Below are 16,329 nucleotides of genomic sequence, written 5' to 3'. Positions count from 1 at the left end.
ATATTTCTGCTTTCGGCGTGTAGCGTAGTCTGGTAGCGCGCCTGCTTTGGGAGCAGGATGTCGGGAGTTCGAATCTCTCCACGCCGACCAGTTTTTCTCTGGATTGCCTGATCGGCATGTAACTACTATCTGCTCGTAGCTCAACTGGATAGAGCACCAGCCTTCTAAGCTGGGGGTTACAGGTTCGATTCCTGTCGGGCAGGCCAAAAATTTTCCCAGTGGTGGCTATAGCTCAGTTGGTAGAGCCCCGGATTGTGATTCCGGTTGTCGTCGGTTCGAGCCCGATTAGCCACCCCATTTACCTATTCTCCTGCTTAAATCCAGATTTTCCATTAGGCGATTTTTAAATCTACTTGAATGCCAACTCGTTCAGTTTGCGTCTTTAGTTTGTGCAAATTTTCGGCCAATAGAATGACTATTACCCTCAAATTTGCACAAAAAATCCATCAAACTGCCCTTCGTTGTCATTTCAAGTCCTAATGGAAAGTCTGGCTTAAATCCAAAATTGGTCGCTAAAGTGCGCTCTCTTCGTCACTAAGTCCAAATTCTATGTTTGATAAAGTGTGCGAAAACGTATTTGTCTCGTACATGACTACACATCTGGATTTGAACAAATTTATGCAAAGCCTGATAAACCTGACCAAAATCAGGGAAAGTCTTGCTTTGGATCCCGCGTTGCTGTTGCTTATGCAGCACTGGCTTGGCATTTTTGCTGCACAAGCTCAGCCTATCAAGATGCAGGTATTATCCAGGCGCCAGCTGGTCTCGGTCATGAATACTCAACATGCAAGTACTGATCCTGCTTTTGAGGCCTTCCCAGTCGAAGTTTATGAAATGTTGCTGAATTATCTGGATCAGGAACATCGCCAGCATCAATGCCTGGAAACAGCGGTGGGTAAATTACATATTTTTCCGCTTCAACAAAGCATTGCCCACAAAAATGCGATCTTGCTTATTCAGCATGAGGGCTTGGCTAACGAAGCGATAGCGCTCATCGAGCAATGTTTGCAGATGTTCCATTACTATGCCCGCCTGATTATCGAAAATGAGCGCGATGGCTTGACCGGATTGCTCAACCGTAAAACATTTGACCAATGCGTGAGCAAAATCCTGCTCAATGATTACAAGCCGGAATACCGTTTTCCTCTACACCACTACCTGGTGATTTTTGATATTGATTTTTTCAAACGCATTAATGATAACTACGGCCACCTCATAGGCGATGAAGTATTGATCCTATTATCCCGTTTGATGCAGGAAACCTTTCGCGATGGCGACTTACTATTCCGCTTTGGCGGTGAAGAGTTTGTGGGTGTGTTTTCTTGCGCTGAACCGCAAGATATCGTGAACTTGCTCGAAAGGTTTAGAGAAGCCCTGGCAGAATATAGCTTCCCGCAAGTTGGCCATGTCACCATCAGTATTGGTTGCTCGCAAATGGCGCTTAATGTGTTGCCTAATACCGTGCTGGAACGTGCGGATGAAGCACTTTATTACGCCAAGGAACATGGTAGAAATCAGATTTGCTACTATGAAACCCTGATTGAGCAGGGTTTGCTGAAAGACAGCGTCATTACAGGCGAAATCGAGTTGTTCTAAATTTTAAAGATGGCAATCCTTGCCAGTCCTATTCTCTTCATCGTCACGATGAGTTGACTTTTTACATCAATTAAAATTAATATATGTTAAAAATATCAAACATCTGAAGAGGGGAGTGGATGCGTTTTGTTATCATCCTGCTGGTTGGTTTATCACACTCAGCCTGCGTTAGGCAGCCTGCAGATGTTATCCCCAATGCTGCCTTGCATTTGCCAGAGGCAACCCCTGCCAGCATGCCCCTGGCGCCAACTTATCCAGAAGTGGATATTTCAGAGATTGAATCCACGCTTTCGATCAAGCCGCCATTGAAGTCGGCAACGCCGACCTTACTGATTAACCTGGTTGTACACGATGCGCCGGTGCAGGAGGTTTTGTTGGCGCTTGCACGAGAGAGTGGGTTGAATATTGATATCCATCCTAGTTTGCGCGGTAAGGTCACCCTCCATGCCATCCAGCAGTCTGTTCCCTCAATTCTGTCACGCATGTCCAAACAGTTGGACATGTATTACGAATGGACAAATGGCGTGTGGTCTGTGACGCCGGACATGCCCGTCATACGCAGCTATAAGCTGAACTGTGTCAATATGAGCCGGGATACTACTGGCTATATCGGCGTCGCCAGCGAAATCAACAGTGCTGGCAGGGCAGCTACAGGCACCGGAAATAATAGCACAACACAAGTCGCTGGGGTGCAGGGTGGATCCAGCAATAGTTCCAGAACAGCAGTGACATCACAATCTCGGTATCACTTGTGGGAAAGTATTGTTGAGAATATACAGACCTTACTGGATGAAACGGATAAGGCTAGCAATGCACGTGATGAAGTGATGGAAGGGACCTCCTCCTTACTGCATTTGGCCGATCAGGCAAGTACGCCATCAGAATCAATACCAGGTTCGCCAGTGCTTGAAAAGGCTATTAATCCCGAAAAAACGGAACGGGCACGTGTGCGCTGGCGTGCTTCACGGTTGATGACTAATCCCGAAGCCGGTATTTTGACCATCAGGGCGTCGCAAAGCCAGCAGGCTCAGGTGCGCTCTTACCTTGAATCGGTGATGCAGGTGGCTGCCAGGCAGGTGTTGATCGAAGCCACAATCGTCGAAGTCGAACTCAGTAAAAGCTTCCAGATGGGCATAGACTGGAGCAGACTCTCGGCCTCTGCCCAGCAACGCGGCTGGCAGTTTGCACAATCGCTGGGTAGCGAAGCTGCCCAATTTAATCGGGCCAATCGCAGTTGGGAAAGCAATAACAGTAAAAATGCATTGGGTCAAAATAACGGTAGCGTCGCATTTATGTTGGGGTATTTTAATCCACTGAGTCGTTTGGGTAACCTCGGCGCCAGCGTCACTTTACTTGAGCAGTTTGGCAAGACCCGTGTGTTATCCAGCCCAAAACTGATGGTGTTGAATAATCAGACTGCCATACTCAAAGTGGTCGATAACCTGGTGTATTTCACCATTCAGTCGCAAATTTCACAAAGCAGCAGTAATAGTGGCAACAATTTGCAGGCAGTGACAACGACGGCAAACACGGTGCCTGTCGGGTTGGTCATGGCAGTCACCGCCCAAATAAACAGCCGTCAACGCGTCAATTTAAACGTCCGGCCCACGGTCTCCAAGGTGTTACGCTATATCGAAGATCCTAATCCCCAGCTTGGCAGTGGCAGTGCGCGCATCGTCAGTAGTATTCCTGAAATACAAGTGCGCGAAATGGAATCCGTTCTGAATATTGCTAGCGGCAATATCGCTGTGCTGGGTGGCTTGATGCAGGAGGATCAACGAGAATTTACCGACAAAGTGCCAGGCCTATCCAGGCTACCTGTGATTGGACAGGCATTTACCGGTAAAAATCAAGCAGCGAAAAAAACTGAGCTGATTGTTTTTCTGCGGCCGACCGTGATTGGCATGGCAGATGTGAAATCAGGTGACTTGCAGTCATTCCAGCCCTTACTGCCGGAAGCATTACCGTCCGATTTCGAGATTAATGAGGAGCCATCATGAATCCTGGGCGGCAAATGATGAGTGTCCGCAGTGTTATCAAGCGATTTCACAGGCCACAACCATATCGTGGGGCATTGATACACCGAGAGTCACGGGAGTTTGAAAGCCTGATGCACGTATTTTTGTGGACCGGCGTTGTGTTATGTGTCTCTCTCGCCTGTCAGCAGACTTACCACTTTTTTGAGGAAAGCAGGCAAGCACCTCAATCGAATCAGCAGCAGAAGTCTCAGCAAAAATTAATCACATCAATCGCCCTAATGCCGCCTGCCGACGTCTTGCCGGTAGTGCAAGACAGACAATCTGACTTGGTTCAAAGTCTATTTCGTTTCAAGCAGGCCGAAACCAAAGCGCCACCAAGTGTGAACCGACAACCAGAGATAGCAGCTTCAACGAAAGTCACTCAACAGGCCAATTCCCGGGTTTGGCAGCTGGAGGTAACGCGCCTGCATGAAACGAATATGACGCAGCAACTTGCCAATGCCAAGTATCAACTACAGTCAGGATATTTTGATCTTGCGCGCCAGTCGTTTGAACAGATTCTGCAGCAAGACCCGCATCATGTCGTTGCCTTGGCGGGTATGTTGGTGGTCATCGGTCAACAAGGCGATCTCTCCCAGCGCGAAGACTATCTCAGAAGAATACGTCAGGAGATTCCAGATTATGTGCCGGATGATGATCCTCTTCTGCTACAGGTGGCGGATTGAATATGCAGGCGGTTACCGGTCAGGCCCGCTTGGGAGAATGGATGCTGGCAAAAGGCATGATCACGGCTGATCAGCTGGAGATCGCACTCATTGAACAGCATAAAAGTCATCTTCTGTTAGGGCAGCAATTGGTCCGGTTGCATTTTGTGACAGATGCCATCATCCGGGATGCATTGGCGCAGCATCATGCGCAGGAGAGCATAGACCTGCATCAGGTCATTCCAGATCACGAGGCGATGGCCATGGTGCCAGAGGCCTTTGCCAAACTCCATAAAGTATTGCCGCTACATTTTTCTGCAGACAAAGGCGTCATGCGCATTGCATTCTCTGGGCAAAAGCAGCCACAGATGCTGGAGGAATTACGTCGCCTATTGGGAGGAAACATCACGCTTGAACCAGTCCTGGCTACCGAGGCACATCTGGAACAAGCATTAGACAAGTTTTATGGACACAGCCTGTCGCTAGACAGCATTTTGCGTGATATTGAGCAGGAGCACGCCACCGGCTTACCCTCAATTCAGCAGGAATCACGGCCTGTCATCAGGCTGGTCAATGCAGTGCTCATTGATGCCGTCAAGCAAGGAGCTTCTGATATCCATTTTGAACCTGAGCTGGCGTTCTTGCGGATTCGGTACCGTATTGATGGCGTGCTATGGCAAATCCGATGCCTGCATGGGCGATATTGGCCTGCAATGTGTGTGCGGCTCAAGATATTGTCCGGGATGGATATTGCCGAGCAACGTATGCCCCAGGATGGCAGAGTAGATCTGTTTCTATGCGGACGGCAGATTGATTTCAGGGTATCCAGCCATCCCACATTGCATGGTGAAAATATAGTATTACGCGTGCTGGATCGTGATAAGGCCATTATTCCATTGGATGCGATGGGCTTGCGTACCACACAACTCGAGCAGGTCCAGGCAATGCTCACCAAACCGGAAGGCTTGCTGATTTTGACAGGACCTACCGGTAGCGGAAAAACAACGACCCTGTACTCCATGCTGGCGCATCTCAACCACGAGCATGTCAATATCATGACACTTGAGGATCCCGTGGAATATCCTCATCCACTGATGCGGCAAACCTCGGTCAATGCTGCAAATAAGGTGGATTTTATCAATGGTATCCGCGCCATTCTGCGGCAAGACCCAGACATTATTCTGGTCGGTGAAGTGCGCGACGAGTCGACGGCTGCCATGGCCATACGTGCAGCGATGACTGGCCATCTGGTCATGACGACCTTGCATACGAATAGTGCTGCCTCTGCTTTCGCACGCCTGAAAGACCTGGGTGTCAGTCCTCACATGATGGCGGGATGCCTGGTGGGAGTGATTGCCCAACGATTAGTCAGGCAGCTGTGCTTATCTTGCAAGCGGGAAATCGAGACTGATCATGCCCTGATCGAATGGTTGCAGCAAACGACAGCCGCTGGGCAAACCGAACCAAGTCGCCTGTTTGAGGCGGTAGGATGTACGCACTGCCGTATGAGTGGTTATCGAGGCAGGTTGGTGATTATGGAAGTATTGGCCATACATAGCGACATGGAGTCAATGCTGACGCAATCACTGACGATGGAATGCCTGCAAAATCAGGCGCGGCAGCATGGATATACTACCCTGGCAGAAGAGGGGCTAAGGCTGGTCAGGGCAGGAGAAACCAGTCTGCAGGAATTGCGCCGGGTGGTCGACTTAAGCGTCCTCAGCAATCGTACAGGGTTGATATGACTTATTATCGATATACTGCGATTGACCAGCTTGGTCGCCAGCAACGTGGCTGTATGGACGTGCCCTCGGAGCAGTCGCTTGTGCAGTGTTTGCAGCAGCAAGAGTTGGAGTTACTGACATACAAGCTTGGGCAACCTTTATTCAGGCGTAAGCCACGTGTAAATAGCGCCGTGTTGATCGTGTTTTGCATACAAATGGAGCAGTTGCTACAAGCGGGTGTGCCCCTATTGCAGGCAATCGCCGAGTTGGCGGAACAAAGTGAACATAAAGGCCTGCGGGCAGCCTTGCGTATTTTATATCGCGATCTGGAGGCGGGCAGGTTGTTGTCACAAGCATTTCAGGCGCAAGCCAATATATTTCCGCCTTTATTCGGTCAATTGGTCGATGCGGGGGAACGCACGGGTCAGTTATCCGAGGTCTTCGGGCATTTGACTCGCACGCTGAGTTGGCAGGCTGAATTGCTGGCCCAAATCCGTCGTGGCCTGACTTATCCTGCGGTGTTGTGTGTCATGGTGGCCGTGGCGGCCTATGTTATGTTGACATTCCTGGTGCCGCAGATGGCCAGCTTTCTGCAAGGCCTCGGTCAGGAGCTGCCATGGTCCACGCGGTTGCTGCTAACACTCTCTGATGGTGTGATGGCCTATGGCGGCTGGTTTCTACTCGGCATGGTTTTGCTGGTCGGCGCGCTGATCCTGATCGTACGTCATTCTCCCAAAGCGGCATTGTTGCTGGATCAATGGCTATTGAAAATCCCGGTCTTTGGCCGGCTCCTGCACCAGTTGGTATTAGCCCGGTTGTGCCGTTTCCTGGGCTTGATGTACCAGACCGGGATTCCTTTATTGCAGGCGCTGGAGTGGTGTCAGCCCCTATTGCAGCAACGTGTCATGGCACGGGCATTGGCAGAAGTGCATCAGCGCGTACAGGCAGGTGAGAGTCTGACATCCAGCTTCAAAGCCACGCTGCAATTTCCACCATTAATGTTACGTATGCTCAGTGTCGGTGAAACGACAGGTGCGCTTGACCGTATGCTGTTGCAGTTGGCTACCTTTTACGACAGGGAGGTACAGTCACAGCTGCAAACACTGTTGCGGTTACTGGAGCCGGCGCTCACTATCAGCCTAGGCCTGATGTTATTGTTTTTGATGGCAGCCGTGATGTTGCCGGTGTATGACAGTTTTTCAAGTCTGCGCTATTAATGATGATGGCTAAGCATCGGTTTGTGATCCTCATTGATCAAGAAACAGGTGTGCATATCGCCCTTTTTTCCGGGCAGGAGATGCTGGCGTTGCGGGCATGTGATCTCGCTAACGAGGGAAGTCGCCTGGCTTTGCTGCGCTGGTGTCAACAGTTTCCGCAGGCAAGGATTATATTTTTAAGCAATCTTGCGGATGAGCAATATCACGTCGAAACTCTACCCCATGTACGTGGCGCCGCCGGACGCCAGTTCTTGTTGCGCAAATTGGCTGCCTGGCCTTTTGCACAAGGATTGCATACGGTATTCCGCCTGAATAGCGTGCAAACCCTGCGCAAAGAAGATCGCTTTCTGTTCGCGGCAATCTTCTATCCACCATTGTCAGCTTGGCTACCGGAGTTACAAAGGCAATCGCTTCGTATCGAGGGTGTGTATACGCAGGCGCTGACGTTGGCCTGTTGGTTACCGGCATTGCCAAAAGGCGTGGTGCATCGCTTATGCATCCAGTGTAGACAACAGCAGGTGCGAATGAGCTATTCTCAGCAAGAGCGCTTGTTCTTTAGCCGTCTGATTTCTTTACCGCGAGAGGGATTTTCTGATCTGGATCTCCGGTTTGAGCGCATTGCCCAAGAGGCTAATCAAACCCGTTTGACACTCACTCAGCAGCGATGGATACAGGAATCGGATGTGTTACAGATAGTCTGGGTGGGTGAGGTGCCAGTTGATGTGAGAGAGGTAAAAAAGTATTTGCCATCTCACTATTCATGGGTATATATCCCTGCATTTGAATTATCGCGCCACTTGGCTAGCAACCCAGCGCCAGAAGCGCTAGACGCGATGGATTGGGCCGCCATGCACTCTATCTTGCAAAGAGATGCATTGCCCAATTTAGCCCCTGAGGAAGCTTTGCGGCCCAGGCACATCGCTCGTTTGAAGCGTCAGTTACATTGGGCAGGTGCTGCCATGACCGGTTTAATGTTCTTGGCGGGTTGGGTGGGGGTGCAGGCTACGCAACACGATTTGCTGCAAGCAGAACAACTCAACCATCGTCTACAAGGGTTAAAGTCAGCCCAGCCTGTCAGTGAGCCGAGCCCTGCGCAGTTGCCACGTCTGCGAGCGTTCACGCAGGCCGTTCAAACCTTAGAGACTAGAGTGGACTTGCCAGGTGATGCATTGCTTTTACTGCACAACGCCGTGGCGGATATCTCTCACTGGCAACTGACCGTCCTGGAATGGGAGGCGAATTGGTCAACGGATTCACCTGACGACGGCAAAGATGACCAGCAAGCACTACTAACGACATGGATAACCAGGGAGTTCAATCATCAGGCACAAGCAGAGTGGCAACAGCTATACAACAGCCTGCGGAGCCTCCCAGAGATTGAAAAGGTGGAAGTTGTCCGTCCGTCTGATGCCTATGCTTCATCTCGGCAGGGCGACACTCGTCAAATGCCTTCGGCAGAAAAGACCGTACTTAAATTGTATTTAAAACGCATTCAGAAAATGGCGCAATCGTGATGGCGGGTTTCTATTGGCGAGATTTACGTATCACCATGTTTGCATGGTTAACCGTGTTAAGTTTGTTGGGCATGTTGCTGGCGTTAGTCTTGTATCGTCAGCGCAATGCTGAAGAGGCACTGGCAGAAGCGGAGAAACAATGGCAGCATTCACAGCAACAAGCCATGCAGTATGCCAGCTACCAGGCTGAGATGAGTTACTACCTTGCACATCGCGAGCAATGGCAGGCATCCGGGTTGATGCAGTTGCCAGATTTCGATCAGTGGGGGTCTGTTTGGGCAAACCTGCAGCAACAGTTTTCTCTCCCTCATTTGGCATATCAGATTCAGCCATCGATGGCTTGCCCAGGAGGCCAGTGTCGTCAGCAATCGCCGCTTAAGCAATTTCCTGAGCTCAATTTCACGGTCACTCCCATCCAAATCAGCTGGTCGGTGCATCATGAGTTGGACGTGAGTCAGTGGTTACGGGCGTTGCAGCGTCAATATCACGGTATGTTGCTCGTGCGTCGTTGCCAATGGCAGTTGGCAGAACAGGCGGCGTCCATTGCCGTCCAATGTGATCTGGCGATGTTTAATTTCCCTAATGTCTTAGCAATGGCGGGGTCGTCATGATGCCCACGCCTATCTTGCAGAAAGGGGTGGCCGTCTGGGTTGTCCTGTTATTGCTGTCTGGCGCGGGCGGATGGATGCTGTATAAGCTTTCCAATACCTATCCTGCCAAGCAATTGACCATGCATAAAACGATCACTTCGCTTGCGCTGGCAAAACAGGCGTTACTGGCTTATGCCCAGCAGCCGCTGGGGCTCACCCAGTGCGAGTCAAATTGCCCACGTCCTGGAGACCTGCCATGTCCTGACCGTAATAACGACGGTATTGCTGAGACCTCATGCAGCAATACGGCCCGCCTGGGGCGACTGCCATGGAAAACCTTGGGCATTGGCGACGTGCGTGATGGCAGTGGGGAGCGATTGTGGTATGCCGTGTCTGAGCGTTACAAAAACAACCCGCGCATCTTGCCATTAAACCTCGACACGCCTGGCACCTGGAGCCTGCTACTAACAGAAGGCTTACACTGGGATGCAACCCAGGGCAATGGCGTGGTAGCTGTGCTCATTGCGCCCATGCACCCACTGGTGCGGAAAGATGGTTGGGTACAGCAAAGGCAAGAATCCTCCAGCGAAATAGCCAAGCACTATCTTGATATCCATGCTTTGGATAATGCTAGTCCTGTCGAAAATACAGTAAACGGTTTTGTCATGACGGCATCTAGCCCTCACTTCAATGATGTGGTTTGGCCCATCACTGCGGGGAGCATGCACCAGCAAATGCAAAAGCACGTCTTGAGCGAACTCAAGCGCAGCCTGCGCTGCACGCTATCTCCATGCCCCACCTATCCATCCCCCGCTGCGGCAGAGGATGACCGCTGCCTTGGTTTCCAGTCGGTGACAGCCGGACAATGCCTCCCCACTTCGGTGAACATAGGGAGATTGCCTGTGGATGCTGATGCACATTGGCCTGGCACCACGCAGCACATGCTGGACGGCGATGCCAAGCACCACTGGTTCCAGCAGAATAGCTGGCGGGAGCAAGTGTTTTACCAGTCCGCTTCAACGCAAACAACTATTATCGTGGCAGGAGAGCGTCTACCGGGGCAATCCCGGGAGAGTACAACTGATAAGGGGAATCTGAATGCCTACCTGGAGGCATCCACGTTACAGGCCTTGCAGGCACAAAATGCCTCCGCACTGACGTTGCCAAGCAACGACATTTTTGAGCGTGTGATGAAGCAATGAGCCAGCGTATTCCCGAGTTCCAGCGGATGCAAAAACTTATCCATGGCTTCAGTTTACTGGAGATGGCCTTGGCGCTCGTGATTCTCAGTATGATGATGGGGTGGTTAATGACGCCCTTGCGCGTACAGAATGGTTTACATAAATATCAGCAGACTGACCAGCGCCTGACGCAGGCGCAGCAGGCATTACTGGGGCATGCCATTATTTATCATTATCTGCCATGCCCGGATGCTGATCAGCCGCCGGATGGCTGGGAGAACGTCTTGGCAAACCAGACTTGCACCATTGATGAAGGGATTCTGCCATGGCTACAATTAGGTGTGGCGGCAACCGATGCCTGGGGGCGCTTTTTTCGTTATCGGGCCGATAGTACGTTTACCCATCATGCCCAGTGGTTTGCCATCTCCGCCGCTGAGAGTGCCAGTAATATTCAAGTGACTGGCGAGGCTGGGGCGGTCACCAGCATCCCTAGTCGGCCTGGAGCAATCATCCTTTCGCATGGCGAAAATGGCCTGGGTGGCATACAATCGGTGTCTGGTGGGCAAACCTATGCCATGTCGGCGCCTGTACATCCTGACGAACAGGAAAACGCAGATGGCGACCTCGTTTTTGTCGATAAAGCACAACAGCAGACGGGTGGTGCTGTGTTTGATGACCGCCTGGTGATGCTGTCACCCAAGTTGCTAATACAGCAGATGGTGCAGGCGCAAAGACTGCCTTGAATAAACGGAATTTAGATGCAAGACGATTTATTGCTACGTTACAGCAGACACATTATGCTGCCGCAGATTGAATATGCGGGGCAGGAAGAGTTGACGCAAAGCCATGCACTGATTATTGGTGCAGGAGGGTTGGGTGCGCCCGTGGCCATGTACTTGGCGGCCGCAGGGGTGGGCACCTTGACCATTTGTGATTTTGACCAGGTGGACCTCACCAATTTGCAGCGCCAGATTATTCATACCACGGCAGCGGTAGGGCAAAACAAGGCCCTGTCAGCCCAGGCAACGATTGCCAAACTGAATCCTGAAGTCAAAGTGTATGCCGAAACGATCCGGCTCAATGAGGACGCGCTTGCCGGACGTGTTTCAGTCGCAGATGTGGTGATTGATTGCTCTGATAATTTTGTCACGCGCTACTTGCTGAACCAGCTTTGCTTCAACCACAAAACCCCTTTGGTCTCTGGGGCCGCGATCCGTTTTGAGGGACAGTTAAGCGTGTTTGATTTCCGTCATGAAGATAGCCCGTGCTACCACTGTTTGTATCCGGATGTGGGCGATGACCAGGAATTGCGTTGTGCTGATAACGGCGTGTTTGCGCCATTGGTGGGCATGGTAGGCACGGCGCAGGCCGCCGAAGCGCTGAAGATTTTGCTGGATATTGGTCACACCATGCAGGGCCGCTTACTCTTGCTGGATGCACTCAATGCGGAGTGGCGCACCATACGCCTGAAAAAAGATGCTTCCTGCGCGGTGTGTGGTCATTAAGCTTTTGGCGTTGAATTCTCGGCCTGGAGTCTATTGACCAATTCGGATATCTCCCATTCGCAACCACCACACCCGCTGAGGGCGCCCGAGTAACGGGAAATCCCCTCAAGGTCCTTGCCCTGCTTGACCAGTTCGATAATCAATCCCCGCGTCGTGCCGCTACAGCTGCACAACACTTCTTTCGGGTTTTCTTCGTCGGTTTCACACATTCGGACACGATTTTAATATTGAGTTTAAGCTGGCATTTTAACGGCAGATAGATGGGGGATGCCAGCCTGGCAAATTAAGCACTATTGCTGTGAGGGCTAAACCCCGTTAGCATCCATGCATACCGTTGAAAGGGCAGGCTGATGAATAAAGGCGTTCGTTTATCCGAAAAGTGGTTTAACCGTGCACTATGGATGGTAGCAATCATCTTTGCCTGGTTTTTAACCGGGCTGGGTAAAAGCATTATTGGTGATTTGCCGCGTGTGGAGACTGATTACACGACTGAGCATTTTGTGAGTCATACCCAAGTTGATCCATTACGCACAGAATTGAAAGGGCTTGCCAGGCAGCGCCAAACGCTTGCTGATCAACTCGAGCAAGCTAATTTACAGCTCATTATCCGGCAAAAAGATTACCAGGCGGCACGCACGACGTTCGATAACTGGGTCAAAACCAGAGATACGACGGATGAAGTAGATGATTTGGTCAGCCGCACACGCACACTGGATATGCTCAAGAAACTGGAACGGGATGCTGAAAGGTCGATTGAGGATATCCAGCAGCAGCAAACGGATATTTCCCAGCATGAAACGCAACTGCTGGCGCAGGTGGATACATTGGAAGACGCTGCTCGCCAACAATTAGACGATGCTTATGAGGCGCAGGAAACACGTGTATTTTTATATCGCTTATTAGTGACTTTACCTTTGCTGGCTTTGGCTGCCTGGTTATTTGCCAAAAAGCGTCAATCCCAATATTGGCCGTTTGTATGGGGTTTTATTATTTTTGCACTGATGGCCTTCTTTGTTGAGCTGGTGCCTTATTTGCCAGATTATGGCGGCTATGTGCGCTATACCGTGGGTATTGTATTCACTGTCGTGGGCGGAAAGTATGCGATTACCGCCTTGCAGAACTACCTGGAACAGCAAAAGCTGGCGGAGTCGCAGCCTGAGTTTCAAAGACGGGAGGAGCTTGGTTATGACACTGCACTGGCAAGATTAGCAAAAAATGTATGCCCTGGCTGTGAGCGGAATGTAGACTTGAAGAACGAGCAAAGTGATTTCTGTACGCATTGCGGCATTTGCTTGCACAACTATTGCAATGCCTGCCAGTCGCGCAAAAGCGCCTTTGCCAAGTTTTGCCACAAGTGTGGCACCGCCGCCTGAGAGGGCGGCGGTCTGAAGCTTCATTAGAAAATTATTTCAGTTTAGCCAATTGAGCCTGCAGTTTTTCCAGGCTGGCAGTAAAGTCTGCCAGACGGGCTTTTTCCTGCTCAACCACAGCAGCGGGTGCGCGGGCAACGAAGCTTTCGTTACCCAGCTTGCCGTTAGCCTTGGCAATTTCACCTTGCAAGCGTGCAATTTCCTTACCTAAGCGCTCTTTTTCAGCAGCAATATCAATTTCCACCTTGAGCATTAATTTGAAATCACCAGCCAACATCACTGGCGCGTCGGCTTCTGGCAGTTCAGCCACGATATCCACGTTTTCCAGTTTTGCCAATGACTTCAAATAAGGGGCGTAAGCCGCTAATTGCGCGGCGTCACCTGCGGCGATTAATGGCACTTTGGCGGCGGGTGAAATACTCATTTCGCCACGCAGGCTACGGCAGGCTTCCACTGCGGTTTTCAGTGTGGCAACCCAAGCTTCGGCTTGCTCGTCAATTTTTTCCGGGTCTGCTTTAGGATACACCTGCAACATGATGCTTTCGGTGCCGCGTGACTTATCTTTGAGCTCAGTCATTGGTGCAATTGTCTGCCAGATTTCTTCTGTCACAAACGGAATAATCGGATGCGCCAGGCGTAAGACGGTTTCCAGTACGCGCAGTAAAGTGCGGCGGGTAGCGCGTTGTTCAGAGTCACTACCTCCCTGAATTTGTACCTTGGCAATTTCCAGGTACCAGTCGCAGTATTGGTCCCAGACAAACTCGTAAATGGCTTTTGCTGCCAGGTCAAAACGGTAATCGTTAAAGGCGCGCTCTACTTCAGCTTCTGTCCGTTGCAACAGCGAAACAATCCAGCGATCTGCCTGGCTGAATTTGCGGCCACCATCTTCGCAGCTCTCTACGCCAAAGCCATTGTCCTGACCTTCGGTATTCATTAACACGAAACGTGTGGCGTTCCATAACTTGTTGCAGAAGTTGCGGTAACCCTCGCAGCGTTGCAGGTCAAATTTGATATCACGGCCAGGTGAGGCCAGGCTGGCAAAGGTAAACCGGAGGGCATCGGTGCCATAAGCAGCAATGCCTTCCGGGAATTCTTTGCGTGTGCGCTTCTCAATTTTTTCGGCATCTTTCGGGTTCATCAAGCCGGTCGTGCGCTTCTTCACCAGTGATTCCAGGTCAATGCCATCGATCAAGTCGATAGGGTCCAGCACATTGCCTTTTGATTTCGACATCTTCTGGCCTTCGGCATCGCGGATCAGGCCGTGCACATAGACATGTTTGAACGGAATCTTGCCCGTGATGTGCTTGGTCATCATCACCATACGCGCTACCCAGAAAAAGATAATGTCAAAGCCTGTGACCAGCACAGAGGAGGGCAGGAATTGCTGTAAAGCCTGGTTCTGTGCGTCCATGGCTTCATCGCCGGTCCAGTCCAGTGTGGAGAAGGGCCACAATGCGGATGAGTACCAAGTGTCTAATACATCTTCATCACGTTTCAGGTTGCCGGTATAACCCGCTTCTGATGCCTTTTGTTTGGCTTCAGCTTCATCATGCGCGACAAACACTTCACCGTTTTCGCCATACCACGCCGGAATTTGGTGACCCCACCACAACTGACGTGAAATACACCAGTCCTGGATGTTGTTGAGCCACTGGTTGTAAGTATTCACCCAGTTTTCCGGGTAAAACTTGATCTCGCCATTGGCCACCACTTCCAGTGCTTTTTCCGTGATGCTCTTGCCGTCTTCACCAGGCTTGCTCATGGCAACAAACCACTGGTCGGTCAGCATGGGCTCAATGACTACATTGGTACGATCACCACGAGGGACCTTGAGTTTGTGTTTTTCAACTTTAACCAGGAAGCCACCTGCTTCGAGGTCTGCCACCACCTGTTTACGGGCGGCAAACCGCTCAAGGCCAACCAGATTGGCTGGTAGGTTGATGGCTGGTTTGGCGCTGCCATCAGCGGCATACACTTCAGCCGCAGCAGGAACAAAACCTTGCAAGTTGAGGATCACGATCTTATCCAAGCCCTGACGCTGGCCCACCATATTGTCGTTAAAGTCGTGCGCGGGCGTCACTTTCACGACGCCGGTGCCGAACTCTTTATCCACGTATTCATCTGCAATGACCGGGATTTCACGGTTGCAAAGTGGCAGAGAAACATTTTTGCCAATCAAGTGCGCATAGCGCTCGTCTTCCGGATGCACCATGACGGCCACGTCACCCAGCATCGTTTCCGGACGCGTTGTTGCGACAGTCAGATGGCCGGAACCATCCGCCAGCGGATAATTGATATGCCACATGGAGCCGTCTTCTTCCTCTTGCACCACTTCGAGGTCAGAAACAGCGGTACCCAGTTTCACATCCCAGTTCACAAGGCGTTTGCCTCGGTAAATCAGGCCTTCGTTGTACAGGCGTACAAAAGTCTCGGTGACAACCTTGTTGAGGCCAGCATCCATCGTGAAGCGCTCGCGGCTCCAGTCTGGCGAGGTGCCCAGGCGGCGCATTTGCTTGGTGATGGTACCGCCGGAATATTCTTTCCATTCCCATACTTTTTCCAGGAATTTCTCGCGGCCAAGGTCATGGCGGCTGACGCCTTGTGCATCGAGCTGACGCTCAACCACAATCTGCGTCGCGATCCCTGCATGATCAGTGCCTGGTTGCCACAAAGTGTTGTCGCCACGCATGCGGTGATAGCGGGTCAACGCATCCATGATGGTCTGGTTAAAGCCATGGCCCATATGCAAGGTGCCTGTGACGTTGGGAGGAGGCAGCAGAATGCAGAAGTTATCTTTAACTTCAGGATTGAGGCCTGCGGCATAAAAGCCTTTGTTTTCCCAAAAGGCATACCATTGGCTTTCGATGGATTTAGGATCAAACGATTTAGCGAGTTCACGCGCTGGATTGGAGTTTTGAGTAGGAGTAGTCATGCGCGTGATTTTAACAC

13 protein-coding genes and 3 tRNA genes are annotated in these 16,329 nt (G+C 51.1%); 14 read left to right on the top strand and 2 right to left on the bottom strand.

Annotation, left to right across the window (positions count from 1 at the left end):
- Positions 1 to 13: 13 nt before the first annotated feature.
- The 13 genes from F463_RS0109835 (at position 14) to F463_RS0109775 (ending at position 12,010) form a co-directional block, all read left to right on the top strand.
- Positions 14 to 90, top strand: a tRNA-Pro gene (locus F463_RS0109835).
- A 39-nt stretch (positions 91 to 129) separates the two neighbouring features.
- Positions 130 to 206: transfer RNA gene (locus tag F463_RS0109830), tRNA-Arg, on the top strand.
- Between the two features lie 15 nt (positions 207 to 221).
- Positions 222 to 297, top strand: a tRNA-His gene (locus F463_RS0109825).
- A 321-nt stretch (positions 298 to 618) separates the two neighbouring features.
- Positions 619 to 1,596, top strand: a complete 978-nt coding sequence (locus F463_RS0109820; protein WP_026295490.1) for a GGDEF domain-containing protein — start codon at positions 619 to 621, stop codon at positions 1,594 to 1,596.
- 119 nt (positions 1,597 to 1,715) lie between these two features.
- On the top strand, positions 1,716 to 3,596 hold the full coding sequence (locus tag F463_RS0109815; RefSeq protein WP_018986912.1) for a type II secretion system protein GspD: 1,881 nt from the start codon (positions 1,716 to 1,718) through the stop codon (positions 3,594 to 3,596).
- Complete coding sequence (locus tag F463_RS14630) at positions 3,593 to 4,300, top strand: tetratricopeptide repeat protein (protein WP_018986911.1); 708 nt, start codon at positions 3,593 to 3,595, stop codon at positions 4,298 to 4,300. Before F463_RS0109815 ends, F463_RS14630 begins: the two co-directional genes overlap by 4 nt.
- Positions 4,301 to 4,302: 2 nt before the next feature.
- A complete protein-coding gene (locus tag F463_RS0109805; protein WP_018986910.1) occupies positions 4,303 to 6,024 on the top strand; it encodes a GspE/PulE family protein in 1,722 nt (573 codons plus the stop codon).
- Positions 6,021 to 7,220: a type II secretion system F family protein gene (locus tag F463_RS0109800; RefSeq protein WP_018986909.1), complete on the top strand. Its 1,200-nt coding sequence runs from the start codon at positions 6,021 to 6,023 to the stop codon at positions 7,218 to 7,220. Before F463_RS0109805 ends, F463_RS0109800 begins: the two co-directional genes overlap by 4 nt.
- A gap of 23 nt (positions 7,221 to 7,243) precedes the next feature.
- On the top strand, positions 7,244 to 8,734 hold the full coding sequence (locus F463_RS0109795) for a hypothetical protein (protein WP_245545206.1): 1,491 nt from the start codon (positions 7,244 to 7,246) through the stop codon (positions 8,732 to 8,734).
- Positions 8,734 to 9,345: a hypothetical protein gene (locus F463_RS0109790; RefSeq protein ID WP_018986907.1), complete on the top strand. Its 612-nt coding sequence runs from the start codon at positions 8,734 to 8,736 to the stop codon at positions 9,343 to 9,345. Before F463_RS0109795 ends, F463_RS0109790 begins: the two co-directional genes overlap by 1 nt.
- Positions 9,342 to 10,526 carry a hypothetical protein gene (locus F463_RS0109785; RefSeq protein ID WP_018986906.1) on the top strand — a complete coding sequence of 395 codons (1,185 nt, stop codon included), beginning with the start codon at positions 9,342 to 9,344 and terminating at the stop codon, positions 10,524 to 10,526. The genes F463_RS0109790 and F463_RS0109785 overlap by 4 nt, the downstream gene beginning before the upstream one ends.
- Positions 10,523 to 11,248 (top strand): type II secretion system protein, encoded by a 726-nt coding sequence (locus F463_RS0109780; RefSeq protein WP_018986905.1) that lies wholly within the window; start codon positions 10,523 to 10,525, stop codon positions 11,246 to 11,248. Before F463_RS0109785 ends, F463_RS0109780 begins: the two co-directional genes overlap by 4 nt.
- 15 nt (positions 11,249 to 11,263) lie before the next feature.
- Positions 11,264 to 12,010: a HesA/MoeB/ThiF family protein gene (locus F463_RS0109775; protein ID WP_018986904.1), complete on the top strand. Its 747-nt coding sequence runs from the start codon at positions 11,264 to 11,266 to the stop codon at positions 12,008 to 12,010.
- Here the strand turns inward: F463_RS0109775 and F463_RS0109770 are convergent.
- Complete coding sequence (locus F463_RS0109770) at positions 12,007 to 12,219, bottom strand: (2Fe-2S)-binding protein (protein ID WP_018986903.1); 213 nt, start codon at positions 12,217 to 12,219, stop codon at positions 12,007 to 12,009. The genes F463_RS0109775 and F463_RS0109770 overlap by 4 nt on opposite strands.
- 141 nt (positions 12,220 to 12,360) lie before the next feature.
- On the opposite strand from F463_RS0109770, the gene F463_RS0109765 reads away from it, so the two are divergent.
- Complete coding sequence (locus tag F463_RS0109765) at positions 12,361 to 13,383, top strand: zinc ribbon domain-containing protein (protein ID WP_018986902.1); 1,023 nt, start codon at positions 12,361 to 12,363, stop codon at positions 13,381 to 13,383.
- Positions 13,384 to 13,414: 31 nt separating this feature from the next.
- On the opposite strand, the gene F463_RS0109760 is transcribed toward F463_RS0109765, so the two are convergent.
- A complete protein-coding gene (locus F463_RS0109760) occupies positions 13,415 to 16,312 on the bottom strand; it encodes a valine--tRNA ligase (RefSeq protein ID WP_018986901.1) in 2,898 nt (965 codons plus the stop codon).
- Positions 16,313 to 16,329 lie beyond the last annotated feature (17 nt).

Origin of the sequence: Methylophilus methylotrophus DSM 46235 = ATCC 53528 (genome assembly GCF_000378225.1) — a bacterium.
Taxonomy (GTDB): domain Bacteria; phylum Pseudomonadota; class Gammaproteobacteria; order Burkholderiales; family Methylophilaceae; genus Methylophilus; species Methylophilus methylotrophus.
The sequence above is the reverse complement of the archived record's forward strand: the minus strand, read 5'-3'. Positions and strand labels throughout refer to the sequence as shown.

Bases quoted from the DNA above. Each gene is read 5' to 3' on its own strand.
- F463_RS0109815 (WP_018986912.1), top strand. From the start codon at position 1,716: ATGCGTTTTGTTATCATCCTGCTGGTTGGTTTATCACACTCAGCCTGC.
- F463_RS0109785 (WP_018986906.1), top strand. From the start codon at position 9,342: ATGATGCCCACGCCTATCTTGCAGAAAGGGGTGGCCGTCTGGGTTGTC.
- F463_RS0109765 (WP_018986902.1), top strand. From the start codon at position 12,361: ATGAATAAAGGCGTTCGTTTATCCGAAAAGTGGTTTAACCGTGCACTA.
- F463_RS0109770 (WP_018986903.1), bottom strand. From the start codon at position 12,219: ATGTGTGAAACCGACGAAGAAAACCCGAAAGAAGTGTTGTGCAGCTGT.
- F463_RS14630 (WP_018986911.1), top strand. From the start codon at position 3,593: ATGAATCCTGGGCGGCAAATGATGAGTGTCCGCAGTGTTATCAAGCGA.
- F463_RS0109800 (WP_018986909.1), top strand. From the start codon at position 6,021: ATGACTTATTATCGATATACTGCGATTGACCAGCTTGGTCGCCAGCAA.
- F463_RS0109760 (WP_018986901.1), bottom strand. From the start codon at position 16,312: ATGACTACTCCTACTCAAAACTCCAATCCAGCGCGTGAACTCGCTAAA.
- F463_RS0109805 (WP_018986910.1), top strand. From the start codon at position 4,303: ATGCAGGCGGTTACCGGTCAGGCCCGCTTGGGAGAATGGATGCTGGCA.
- F463_RS0109820 (WP_026295490.1), top strand. From the start codon at position 619: ATGCAAAGCCTGATAAACCTGACCAAAATCAGGGAAAGTCTTGCTTTG.
- F463_RS0109775 (WP_018986904.1), top strand. From the start codon at position 11,264: ATGCAAGACGATTTATTGCTACGTTACAGCAGACACATTATGCTGCCG.
- F463_RS0109790 (WP_018986907.1), top strand. From the start codon at position 8,734: ATGGCGGGTTTCTATTGGCGAGATTTACGTATCACCATGTTTGCATGG.
- F463_RS0109780 (WP_018986905.1), top strand. From the start codon at position 10,523: ATGAGCCAGCGTATTCCCGAGTTCCAGCGGATGCAAAAACTTATCCAT.